We start from the raw sequence: 13,572 nt of genomic DNA, 5'->3' as shown, positions 1-13,572 counted from the left end.
TTAAGCATACTAAAACTCAAAGCCGATTCTCCCACTCGGCTAATACCCCTTTCAAACTATCTTCAATAGAATAAATGGGTTCCCATGTAACAGCAGTACGGATTTTATTATTATCCCCTACGGAGTAGATATTCTCCACAGGGCGTAACTTACTTTCGTCAAGCTCTACGCTTAGGTTTCCACGTTCGGCGCGCATAAGATCAAGAATATCACTGATTTTCTTAGCTTCTCCCGAACAAATATTGTACGTTTCGCCCTGTTGACCTTTTTCCGCCAATAAACGATATGCTCTGACAATATCCCTTACGTCTGTAAAATCACGATAAACATCGAGTCGTCCGACTCGAATACTTTCGTCTCGCTTTGAGGCTTCTATTATTTGACGTGCAAAGTCAGGCACCACAAATCCCTCATTTTGTCCGATTCCAATATGATTGAACGGGCGGGTTACTATAACTGGAAGTTTGTACATCTGACCTAACTGTAATGAAATGCGTTCTGATGCATACTTCGATGTAGCATAAGGACTCTGTGGATTCGGGGGCATTGACTCACTAAATCTCTCTCCTAGGCGTCGTCCTGGTCCATAAAGCTCTGATGAACTAACATTAATAATAGCCCGAACATCTTGTCCTTTTAACGATTCCAACAAGTTAATTGTTCCGATCACATTTACTTCAAATGAAGCCTTTGGATCAAGCCAAGAATGTCCGACTGACGCTACACCTGCTAGATGAAATATCATATCAGGCCTTAGTTCTTTCATTGCCCGTTCCAAGGCAATCTGATCCGTTATATTTACTTCTTTATACTGAACATCTGGCAAATCAAACTGTCCCATACCTATTCCACTCACTGAGTAGCCTTTTTCCTGAAGTTCTTTTGCAAGGTATTTCCCTACAAACCCATTAACTCCTGTAATCAGTGCCTGCAATGTTATATTTACCTCCCCTGTTACGCAACCATCTTACGGCGACTACATCTAATTTACGACTCATTCAGGAATCTACTGATCCTTATATCTTAATGGTTATCATCCCAGATTTTTACATGGCACCCTTGCCAAGTAGCACAACGGGGATTGTCTGAATGATTATTTTTGCGTCAAAAACAAGTGACCAGTTATGAATATAATAAAGGTCCATTTGAATCCTGTCTTCATAACTTACGTCATTGCGGCCACTCACTTGCCATAAACCTGTAAGCCCAGGCTTCACACGTAGAATAACATTTCCATGGGTACCATACCGTACAATTTCCTCTGGAACAATAGGTCTAGGACCCACAAAACTAAGGTCGCCTTTTAGAATATTAACGAGCTGTGGTAATTCGTCTAAGCTAAGCTTCCTTAAATACTTACCAAGCGAGGTTATCCTCGGGTCATTCTCGATTTTGAAATTATCATGATAATCTTTTTTTATCTCCTCGTTTTCAAGCAAAGCCGAAAGTTGTTTATCGGAGTCGACAACCATTGTCCTAAACTTATAAATCCGTACTTTCCTTCCATCTAACCCCAATCTTTCTTGAGCGAATATGGCGGGTCCCGATGAACTGAGCTTTACTGTTGTCCATACTAGCACTAGTAACCAAGATGTAAGAAATAATCCAGCAGCCGCTAGGATTACATCCATCACTCTTTTTAACCGTTTTGAGACTCCATCAACAATTAAGTCTTGCGGTCCAAAAATAAGAATTCCTTTATAATTAATTGTCTTTAGTGGTATCGACAATAACCTGCTCACCGAGGGCACTATATATAGTGGGATATAATTGAGCTCACAGTAGGATATCAGTGGCTCCAGCTCACCTACTCTTTCTTCATAAACTAGCATGCCCAGTTCCCTTGGACTCACTACACCTAAGGTGCTAGCCAATTTGCGATGACTGTTAACTATCTCCTCTAGTTCCGTGTTTACCGCTGTCGTTGCTACCACTCTGAGTCCCATTTCTTGAACCAATTTTTCTAAAAGATTATCTGCTGTTAACTCAAATCCAATGGCCATTAACGGTAGTTTAGCCTCATCTCCTAATTTCGACTTATATACTTTCGCTAGCAAATACCTCACTATAATCGCAAATAAAAAATTGACCAAAAAGAATACTGTAAAATAAACACGTGAATAGCTAACACTACGCAGGTAAAAGGACATAACATAAAAAAAAGCTGCACCATATATTAATGAGCGGAAATAAATCTGTGGCTTAACTTTTAATAACTCAGATGTTTCATAATTCCCTGATAGATATAATAAGCCCATGAAGATTATACCGATCATCGATATCATTATCAAATATGCACTTATATTTATCGCTGAAATATCACTCAGGAACTTCATATACCCGACTAAAAAGCCGCTTATGGTATAGACCAATATATCAGAGATGAAAAACTGTACACTTAGTCTGGTTACTCTTCCAGAGTACAACAATTATCATAACCTCCACGTTGTAAGAAAAATTCCGGCATAATTATACTTCTCACTTATTAATTCGACGCTATTCTCATATTTCCTTTATATTAATATGTGCATGTATGGTTTTTAAAGTATAATGTAGCAAGTCATGTGTACTTTTCCAATTTGTTATAGGTTACTGTACGTAATAGTTAAGTATAGATTGTCAATAAAACTGACCACTTAAGTGGTCAATTTTAATTGACAATCTGCAGAAGATTAACCACTCACTGACTATGCACCTGAAGATTAAGCACTCACGAAACTTTTGCAGCTTGTTAGATGTGCTTTCATCCCGATAATTAGAGAAAGAGTCTTTTGCCTAATCAAAGACAAAAGACTCTTTCTTTAGATTGCCTAATAGTTAGCCCATTAGCGAGCTTCCCATTGGAAAGGAGCCATCAGCTACTTCCCACGATCATTGCCTCAGTCTTTACCATTGGCAAGAGCCAATTATTCAAACATGAAGTACTTAACAAAATTAGAATTCAGCTCATCTTTTACAATTGTTACGTTAGTTTTACCGCGAAGATCAGCTAATGTTTCGACAGTAATATCATTGTTGTCTGTTCCATCAAGTACTTCACCGTCAGAAACAAGTTTGTATATTTGTCCGCCGATTGTAACTTCTCTCGAACCAACGTTTACATCTGCAAGACTGATAGCCGCACCGGTTGTTGCATTAGCTATTACACGGCCAGTATACTCAGCCCCAGAAGTATGGATATTAGTAACTAGTTCCGAACTGCTATCGTCTATTTCGAGAACCGCTACATCACCCTTAGCAAGAGTTGCAAGTGTGACTTCGTCCACTGTATAAGTTTTCTCAACGCCATTTACGTAAGCAGTGACTTTCACAATATCTTTGTCTGTGTTGCGAATAATGCTTGTAATAACAGCTTCCTCATAAGATGTATCCGAGGTTGTAGTAGTTTTAATAACTACGGCGATTACCTCGTTATCATCATTGATGATGAAATCTGGATTGCTGATATCGGTGCCTTCGTAATCACTCCATTTTGTAACTGAAACGTCACCAGCTTTGACGTCCACAAGCACGCCACTGTTGTCATAACCTTTCTTTGCATCAAAGACAAGCGTACTAGATAGTAGTTTTTTACCATCGAGATAGGTGTCACCAGCTTCTAGAATAGAAGTTGAGGACTTGAAATCGGCTGAGAAGAATCCAAGCTCTTTCACGTTACCATTATCATCTAATTTGAATTCCATTAGCTTTCCTTCAGTATTGCCAAAGCTAACAGTTACTTGGGTGCCGGCTGAGTTTACTAAAACTAGATCACTACTTACAATAGTTGGATTCCATTCGTCAGTTGCAGTTGGAGTACTATCAATATCATAATCCACGCCATCAACTGTAATTGTATCTAAGTCTTTAAGAGTGAGATCGTATACCTCTTCATCACCATTTTCAAGAAGAACTGAGAACTGAGCTTTAGCATTACCGTAAGTTGATGAGCCATATTCAATATCATCTGTGAGAATAGCTGTTAGTGTATTACTTTCGACATCAGCTAAATCTCCAGCGATGTATACTAAATTACCAGCACGGTCAAAGTAAAGCTTCACATCTCCAGCTGCTTGAAGCTCCTCAGCTGCATCACTATCAACTAAAGCGGTTTCACCGTCTGCATCAATATAGACAGCGCTACTAGCATAGTTAGTGTCATACTTAGTCAATTCGTTTTGGTCATAAACAAAGTCATACGTATCACCATCTACTGTTATCGACTCATAATATACATCGTCGATTGCACCAGTTACTGTTTTGTTGTAAACTTCAGCAAATCCATCTTTGTCATCAGCATCAGTACTGAAGAATAAAACATCACCTTTTTCAAGATCATCAAGAGTAATTACTTTTCCGTCTTTTATGATCGTAGCATCTTCAGCGTCAAATGATCCGCCAGTTCCGGGACCATCAACACCAACGACTTCATCGCCATCAACCTTGTCTACTATTAAGAATTGTTTAAGGTTATACGCACTAACATATTCAACATTTCCAGATTTGTCAAAACCAACCTTTGCAAAGTTGAATTTATCACCCATAATAGCACTTGGGGATGTTGATTCTCCATCTAGATAAAAAGCGTATTTATCATCATCATTAGCATACTCTTCATCTGATGCATCGTACTTATTATCTTCTGTAAGGAGTTTGATTTCATCTACTTTTGTAACTTCAATTGAATCATATTTTGCAGTTGTAGTTGCAAGTTGGGACTTTAACAATTCATTATCTGTGTTGTACCAAACCTGAATAAGCTCACCGAGTACAGCTTGATAATCAAAGTTAGGATCAAGTACTTTAAGAGTTTTAGAAGCACCACTCTTATTGTCAACAACTGTTATTTCTTTATCAGCTACATCAATGTCCACTACACGAGTTTCTAAGGAATATGGACGGTTGAAATTAGCAGTTAAAATTGTACCGTTAGCCTGAACAGTTACTGTGTAATCTGTCAAGTATTGAAGTACGTTTACATTATCTACGTTTGAGAATAACTCTAGTTGAGCGCTCATTCCGTCAGCTGCAAGTGTAACTGTCTTCACACCATAACTAGCAAGTGTCTTAGCATTTTTAATGGAGATATCAGAAGGCTCAAGGGATGTAGTTACGGCTTTGCTGAAATCAACTCTCAAGAAAGTATTTGTATCGTCAAGTGCACTTATCGATACAATTTTAAACTCATTCGTTACTGGTGTAACTTGACCAGCAGCAATCCCTAGGCGTACACTCTCAGAAACAACAAACTCGCCGCCGAGGGCAGTAACTACAGTGCTAGTAGCGGATTTGCTGTATGTGAAAGCAGCTGCAGCAGGAACTGATTTGCCGTCTGTGAGTACGATAGGAGATTTGGTTTGAGCTGCAAGAGGAGCACCTGCGAGAGCATCAATACCAGTTACACCGCTAGCAACATAGACATTGTCAAATTGAAGAGCAGCAGCGAAGTCTTGGATAACTTGGTTGTTGGTGTCATAAGCAGTCATACCAGCGTGACGAGTTGCGCTTGGAAGTCCAGCTACTACTGCATCACTGATGACGCCTGTTCCACCGATAACATCACTGGTTGTAACGCCAGCACTTGCTAAGTAAGCAGCTACACTAGCAGGAAGAGCATCTTTGTTAGTTAAAAGGATTGGTTCATTAGCAGCCGAAGCTACTGCAGCAATGGAGAGTGCGTCTACAACAGTGTTAGCAACTGCAACTTTGGTTACGCCAGTCATTTTCTTAGCGATGTTGACGGATGTTTCAGCACGGTCATATCCACCAAGAGCAACAACTTCAATACCCATAGCTTTTAACTCATCAATAACACTTTGTTTGATAACAGCAGTTCCGCTAGTTACATAGACGGTTTTAACTGCAAGTTTAGTAAGTTCAGCTTTAGTAGCAGCATCAATTGCGTTTCCAGCTCCGGTTAATAGGATAGGAGCTTTCAAGGAAGCTGCGAGTGGGCCAGCGGTCAATGCATCAACCATACCATAGGAGGTTGAGGATGCAAGGATAGCAGCGCCTGTGTAGCCAGTTTGATCAGCGATTTTTACTGCGGTTTGTTCAGCAGTTACACCCGCAAGACGAGTTGGAACTGTTGAAGCAGCGAAAACATTAAAAGGAATCATGCTTAATGTCATACCTGCGATAGCTAAGGTAGCTAAGGCTTTTTTAGTTTTCTTCATGTAGTGAATTTCTCCTCTCGTAATTGGATCTCTTTCTTTTTTGGGAAATGAACCATCTCTCTTTACCAGGACGTCTTTTAGTCGCCCCTCACCCCCTTAAAATGTGTAGCACAATCTTTAGACATTGCGCAATATCTAAAAGCATTCCACAGAATAAGCGGGAGCGTCCCCCCAAAGGATGACGGTATTCATCCCTCCTGTGGCGTACCATTTAGAACGCATGGGAAATGAAGAAACCACAAAAAGGTCTATATTAGCTATATATATTCTTCATCATAGCCAATATTCCTGCTTGTTGTCCGATTTTTTTTATGAGGACTTGCACAAGGCCTAATCCTCTCGGACAAGTTTCAGTCTCCAATGTTACTCGTCTTAGTTTACACTAAAACCAACTAGTTTTCCACCATTAGTCAAAAAATATACTTGCTTCTAATGGAATAAATAAAGTATAGCATATAATTCGACTCTAAATGTGGACATTTTGTGGAGTTTCTACAAAATATTTGTTTTGGTTTGTTTGGCCTGCTTGGTACTTTTAAATACTTTTAAAATTAAACATGCCTTATCTCGAGAATCAATGCCCAATTTCAGGAATACTAAATCATTTATGCCTAGTACCCTTTGAAGCTTAGAATTCCTCGGTATATTCCTTGAGCGGCCGTTTTTTGAAACTCCGGAGAGCTTAGGAGATTTTCTTCGGTTGGGTTGGATAGAAAACCGAGTTCTATTAAGACTGCAGGCATTTTTGTGTTTTTAACTACATAAAAAGGCGAGTTTTTGACTCCACGGTTGGTTAAGCCGATTGATTTGATCAGTTCACCCTGAATATTCTGTGCCAGGGACAAGGATTGATCGGCCACTGGATTTAGTGAACTGTAATAGGTAGTTGTACCGGAGGCAGCAGGATTGCTAAACGAATCGTTATGCAGGCTAACAAATAGATCTGCATTCAGATCGTTGGCGATTTTAGTTCTCGCCTCAAGGTCTGCCCTTTCTGAATAAGCTCCCTCAGCCGGTGAAACGTCAGTGCTTCTTGTTAAGACAACATGAGCCCCCGCTGAACGCAACAATGCTGCGAGATTAAGGCCAACAGGCAAAGTGTTGTTCTTCTCATACGTTCCTGACGCTCCAGAAGCACCTGGATCAGGACCTCCATGCCCTGGATCAACGACAATCGTCAGACCTGCCAACAGGTAGGAAGGTTGCTCGGTACCCTCTAGCATCCCCTTAACTTTATTTGTGATTACAGCCGTCCCTCCTATGATTACGACTTGGAGGGGGCTTTCTGCCGGTCTGGACAAGACCGAATAGGTGGGTCCAGGCAGACTAGTCGTTTGGGTCATGACGATGCTTGCGCGCTGTTTTGCAGCCAGCCCGCCTGCCGCGAGAGCATCGGGAAAGTTTTCACCCGTTACCAAGTACGCAGTTTGAGAAGACAAAGTATCACGGGCAAACTCATAGATTTCAGCCGCAGTTTCATATCGGTCGTTCCCAAAAATCCGTTCTACACTTTTTAAACCACCTAATGTAGCAGAGGATACCACGGCTTCTCCGCCAACGACAATCGTATGCAAATCCCCTTCATCCTGAAGGCTGTCAAGCGCTTGCTGAGTGGAACCAGGCATTTGCTTCGATTTTGTCAGCAGAATCGGAATCTCTTTTGCGCCCGCGTAAGCTGATATTGAGAGTGCATCCGGAAACTGTTCTCCGCTTGCCAAGATGACTTCTCCCTTAGCCCCCACTCGTTCGGCAACTTTTTGAGCTGTTTCATATTGATCATACCCATAAATTCGTTCGGGTTGGTCTAAGCCTGCTTCGACGATATCTTGCTCAACCTTTTGACTTAAAGCTGCGGTTCCTCCTAATAGAATCACTTTCTCAGCACCCAAACGTTTAATTTCTTCCATAACCTTGGCATCGACTCCCCCTGATGGGGTTAACAGAATGGGTGCATCCAACTGATGGGATAGTGGTGCCGCTACTAAAGCATCGGGGAAATTATCGCAATTGGCCAGTAAGACAGTTTCCGCCTGCTCCCACCCATATTTAGAGACGCTTATGGCTGTGTCTATCTGACGCACCCCATAAATTCTTGACGTTTCTAAGGCTAATGGAGTGGCGTAGACCGGATTCTGAAACCCTGCCAGAAATCCCAAGCCTAATGCCAACATCCCTAAGAGTCTCCATTTCAACTTTGCCACTTCATCACTCCTCGTTAGTAGAATCTACACCTATTGACTAATTTGAACAAAACACCCGCTGTTCCTGCCAGACTTTCGTCCTAATTCGAGTTTAAATTACTGAGCCCAGGTTCGCACAGTTTGAACTACATTTTCCGGCAAGGCTAAGGTTCCACCCAAAGCTTCTATCTTATATCCCTGCCAAGACTTTAAAAGGAGAGTCAGACTCGAAGGAATGGGCGACTGTGTGGGGACTAAGACGACTCTCGCTCCGTAGAACGCTGCCCGCACTGCTCCTGTTAAGGCATCCGGGTAATTTTCACCGGTAGCTACTTCTAGCGTGGCTGTGGTCGGCGGATACGCTTGTAAGACGGCAGCTGCGGTGTCATAAGCCGTTATTCCGCTGATTCGTTTAGGAAGAGGCAGTTGCTCCATGACTTTAGACCCGACAACCGCTGTTCCTCCGACTACTAGTGATTCAGTAACCTTGAGATCCTGCAAAGAAGTTTGAGTTTCGGCAGATAAAGTCTGGGGCTGTGTCAGCAAGATCGGGATCCCTTGCCTGGCTGCCCATGATGAGATGACCAGGGCGTCTTGAAAGTAACGTACACTGGCTATGACAGCCTTGCCCTTGGTACCCAGTTCCAGCGCTATCGCTCGAGCGGTTCCTTCTGCTGTATACCCGAAGAGACGCTTTACTTCATACGTTTGTTGAAGTTCTTTTTCGATCTGGACTGAGAGAGCTGCTGTGCCTCCCAAGAGATAGACTTTCTTTGGGGCCAGTCGCTGTATTTCCGCTCGGACCTCTTCTGAAAGACCTGCGCTTGATGAGAGCAGGATTGGGGCCTGCAGTTTATAGGCCAGCGGTGCTCCGGCCAGAGCATCTGGGAATTGGTTGACCTGGGCTAAAATGACCGTATCCGCACCAGTCGTAAAGGTCTCCTTGGAAATCTGTACTGCGGTCCCCTCCGCTGTCACTCCTGCGAAGCGCTGGCTCTGTTGCCCGCTGTTTTGGGCTGTTCCAAAGACATAGATCCCTGGCATATAGAGGCCAAATCGGGCTTCTCCCTTGCCGATTTCCCCGCCTAAGGAGATCCAGCGTGAGCCGGTCCATCGATAAAGGTTTCCTCCTGAGGCACCTTTAAGGGCGGGATCGCTCCATTTTAGAGAGAGCATCTTCTGGGGTGTGGCACTTCCCCAGTTAACTTGAAATGCCGGGGTTAAAAATGTCTCACCCTTTGGCAGGTCAGAAGGAGCAGGCATCGCTTTTAGGGTTACGTTCACTGCTTGATCAAAGGCTTGTGATGGAATGGTTAAATTGATCTGGGTTGATCCTTCAACTGCTTCGATAATTCCACCTAATGAATCAATGACCGCTGGGGATGTCCGTTTATCCAGGGTTTGATTGGTAAGAGTTAAGGCAAGCTTCACATCCACCAGTCCGTGACCATATTGATTATCTTGCCCCGGAGAACCTAGATCTTCAGTCCCTTGCTCAAGAGCCTGAATCACTTGATCTCTGGACCATTCGGGGTGTTGGCTCCAGATCAAAGCCGCTTCCCCTGAGACAAACGGGGCAGCCAGAGACGTCCCGCTTGCGTAGGTATAACCGGATCCCTCCGCTCGTTCCCATCCATCTGTCGGGATGAAATCTCCCGGTGCGGCTAGATCCACTTCTGAACCTGTGGCTGAGTAGCTTGTCACCTTACCGGCTATATCAGTGGCGGTGATTGCCAGAACACGTGGGTCAGAGGCGGGGTAGCTCACACCTGGGTTTGCTTGAGATTCTGAGTCATAATTTCCACTTGCGGCGATTAACAAGCACCCTTTAGTAACCGCATAAGTTACTGCTTGCTTTAAAATATCCGAGGAGACGGACCCATTTTCTGAACCGAGGCTTAGATTAATAATCTGGGCTCCATGATCTGCAGCCCAGATTATCCCCTCGGCTATGGCATCGTCATACCCCACTCCTTTAGCACCAATAGCCTTGATGGGCATAATTTTAGCTTGATAGGCCACTCCGACAATTCCCACGCCGTTGAGTTCAGCGGCCGCAATTCCGGCAACTTGAGTTCCATGTCCATTATTATCCTGATTTGCTCCCGCTGCTTCGCTCCCGGTAATTGCATTGTACCCCGGAACTAAATTCGCCTTCAAATCCGGGTGTTCCAGATCGATTCCCGTATCGACGATGGCAATGGTCACTCCTTGACCGGTCGCCCCCATTTCCCAGGCCCCTTGAACATCCCTATTGATCAGTGGCCATTGTTTAGAAAACAGTGGTTCATTGCTTGGGTTTTCCTCAGCTGCGCTTTGGATGCTCCGTGAATAGTTTTCTTCAGCCCCTGTAATTCCCGGAGTATTTTTAAGTGTTTCTATGACTTCTTGCAAATCGCTCCCCGGAAATTCCAGGGTAGCAAAGTTTAAGGGGCCCTGGCGTATAATCTTTGCGCCAAAGGTTTTTGCCACTAAATCGAGGTTTGTCCCTGGGGCTAAAGATAGGACGACTTGGTGTGAATCTGATTGAATTGTTTCTCCTTGAGCGGTGCCAGGGGGATCAGCCAGCGCAGGTATTGGAGCCGCCCCAAAGTTTAAAAACATTATCCCTGCAATCCCTAAAGACAGCAGTCCGGATTTGGTTCGATAAAACCAGATTTTAAACATCTCTTCAGCCTTTCTTTGCATAAATTTAGGTAACATTCATCTGTGATACTTTTAATTAGGATGTAATACGATAATTCGACAAATTATTCCGCATTCCTTCGCCTACCCTACTGTTATAATTTGGACGTTGTTATTCCTCTCTTGTTGGAAGGATTTTGCCATATTTAAAAGAATAATTAGGCAGTAGGGTCTTTTGTGACTATTTTAGATTTGCTTACCCATCAATGATTGTCTACTTATGGCCGTTAAACATCCCTAAAGACGCTTTTGACACTTAAGCAATTAATTAAGAAAGAGGTTAGCTTATTAATGAACTTTATCACAAAAACCGTCATTAACAAAAAAATCCTGAGTATTTTCTTTAGTTTAATAATTCTTCTAAGTCTTACACCTATACTCCCATTTCAGGAGGTGCAAGCTGCCCCTGCTGAATCTGTCACTGATCGTATTTACGGTAATACACTGTATGATACGGCTGTGGAAATCTCTAAGGAAGGCTGGGATTCCGCCCCTATCGCTGTCCTGGCAACCGGAAAGAATTTTCCAGATGCTCTGACTGGAACCGTCCTCGCTCATAAGGTCAATGGACCCTTGCTGTTGACCGAGTCGGATCGTTTAAGTCCGGTAGTAGCTGCTGAACTCCAACGCCTCGGTACACAAGAGGTATATCTTCTTGGCGGTACGGTTGCTTTGAGTCCTGGGATTGAAAAGTCTCTTAAAGAACTGGGGATTTCTCCTAAGCGTCTCTCGGGATGGGATCAATACGGGACGGCTGCGGAGATCGCCCGCGTAGCAACCCCAAGGTCTAATCAGGCTTTTCTGGTGAATGGGGAGCTTTTTCCGGATGCTTTAAGTATCTCTTCTTATGCTGCTGCTCAAGGGATTCCTGTCCTGCTCACACGTTCGGATGCACTGCCGCTAGAATCCGCTAAAGTACTCGATGAACTTGGAGTTTCCGAGGTGACGTTAGTCGGTGGTACAGCTGTAATTAAAGACAGCATCGAGGAACAGCTGAGCAAGCTCCCTCAACCTGTCAAAGTTACTGCCCGTTATGCAGGGTATGATCAGTACGAAACAAACACCGCAGTCTTAAACCAGTTATCGTTCGATACTTCCAAAGTCTATGTAGCAACAGGACAGAATTTTCCGGATGCCTTAGCCGGGGCAGCCCTGGCTGGAAAGAGCAATACGCCGATTTTATTAATTCCCAGCACCCAGTTAGGGGACTCGACAACCAATTATCTTAATCAAAGACGAGCTTCTGGCTCAGCCTTTACGATTTTCGGGGGGTGGGGTGTTATCAGTTACAAAATGGAGAGCATGATTCGTACCGGTGCTGTCCAACCGCGAGTTTCCCTTCAATATACTCAGGGCGGTTATGGCGGCACAAATGGTATGCTCAATCAGGTCAAATCAATTCCTTCCCCTGCCACAGATTATGCCGATATCATTGCTCCAAGCTGGTATTACCTGGATGATACCGCCGATGGCAATGTCGTTGGAGGGTGGGATGCAACCCCTAATGATTACAAGCAGTTTACTTCCTTCGTTCAATCTCGAAATTTAAAAGTTCTTCCTGTTTTTCAATCCTCTTGGGACACCCCTAAGACAGTTGACACCGTCATGGCTTCAGAAACTACTCGGGCTAAGCTGATTGTAGAAATCATGGATCTGGTCAACAGCGTCAATGCTGACGGGGTCGTGATTGATTTTGAATTTATGAGTAATGATACTGGGCCTTATCTAACTCAGTTCATGAAAGAACTTTACGCCAAACTTCACCCCTTAAATAAGTTAGTGATTCAGGCCGTCATGCCCCGGACAGGTGCTGAAGTCTGGCTCGAAGAGTTTGACTACCCTGCTCTTGCCCCCTATGTCGATTATTTGCACATTATGACCTATGACTACAGCCACGGGGCCCCCGGGCCCATCGCCCCGCTGGATTGGAGCAGCAAGGTTATGAAATATACCCAGGATCAAGGGGTTGACATGCGGAAGGTTCTCCTCGGGATTCCCTACTATGGAGTAGACTGGACCGCTACAGGCAACACCTCCGCTCCCTATAGCCGTGTCTCTCGTGGGCTGCACACCCTTTATGGAACAACTGCGGATAAAGACTTGGGCGGAATGATGGAACTGATAGCACAGTATAATAGTCCAGTCCAACGAGACTCCTCACAGGTCCCTTATTTTAGTTACACGGATACTGCCGGTACTCACACTGTTTATTATGACGATGCCCAAAGCTGGAATGCCAAAATGGGGTTGCTCAGTCAATACGGTCTAGGCGGCGTTGGAGCCTGGTCCCTCTACTGGGCGTCAAACCCTGAAAGTTCTAGTACGATCTTTGCAGTCTTAAAACAACATCTGCGATGATGTTCTAAAAAGGGTAAAAACAGTTAAGCCGTTCACTGAATTTAAGTTACAGTGAACGGCTTCTAATTTATATCTGTTTATATATCTGTGTTATTATTTTTGTGGATTTTGTGTTTACCCAAAGTATCATCGATAACGTGTAAGGAATATCTCTCCTATCATATGAAGTACTCAATCAATGATTTCCCATCGTT

General features: G+C 43.6%; 6 protein-coding genes. 1 reads left to right on the top strand and 5 read right to left on the bottom strand.

The annotated features are described in order from the left end of the window. Positions 1-16: 16 nt before the first annotated feature. From BUB11_RS03390 to BUB11_RS03370, 5 genes are all read right to left on the bottom strand, one after another. Complete coding sequence (locus BUB11_RS03390; RefSeq protein WP_073027862.1) at positions 17-934, bottom strand: GDP-mannose 4,6-dehydratase; 918 nt, start codon at positions 932-934, stop codon at positions 17-19. Between the two features lie 112 nt (positions 935-1,046). Beyond that, positions 1,047-2,372, bottom strand: a complete 1,326-nt coding sequence (locus BUB11_RS03385; protein WP_282433975.1) for a sugar transferase — start codon at positions 2,370-2,372, stop codon at positions 1,047-1,049. 534 nt (positions 2,373-2,906) lie between these two features. Beyond that, entirely contained in the window at positions 2,907-6,155 is a 3,249-nt protein-coding gene (locus tag BUB11_RS03380; protein ID WP_073027858.1) for a cell wall-binding repeat-containing protein, read from the bottom strand. 611 nt (positions 6,156-6,766) lie between these two features. Beyond that, positions 6,767-8,356 (bottom strand): N-acetylmuramoyl-L-alanine amidase, encoded by a 1,590-nt coding sequence (locus BUB11_RS03375; protein WP_143159028.1) that lies wholly within the window; start codon positions 8,354-8,356, stop codon positions 6,767-6,769. A gap of 96 nt (positions 8,357-8,452) precedes the next feature. Next, entirely contained in the window at positions 8,453-11,023 is a 2,571-nt protein-coding gene (locus tag BUB11_RS03370; protein WP_242947439.1) for a S8 family serine peptidase, read from the bottom strand. Between the two features lie 288 nt (positions 11,024-11,311). Here BUB11_RS03370 and BUB11_RS03365 point away from each other — a divergent pair, with 288 nt between their 5' ends. Continuing rightward, positions 11,312-13,378: a cell wall-binding repeat-containing protein gene (locus BUB11_RS03365; RefSeq protein ID WP_073027857.1), complete on the top strand. Its 2,067-nt coding sequence runs from the start codon at positions 11,312-11,314 to the stop codon at positions 13,376-13,378. The last annotated feature ends 194 nt before the right edge of the window (positions 13,379-13,572 follow it).

Origin of the sequence: Desulfosporosinus lacus DSM 15449, assembly GCF_900129935.1 — a bacterium.
Classification (GTDB): domain Bacteria; phylum Bacillota; class Desulfitobacteriia; order Desulfitobacteriales; family Desulfitobacteriaceae; genus Desulfosporosinus; species Desulfosporosinus lacus.
The sequence above is the reverse complement of the archived record's forward strand: the minus strand, read 5'-3'. Positions and strand labels throughout refer to the sequence as shown.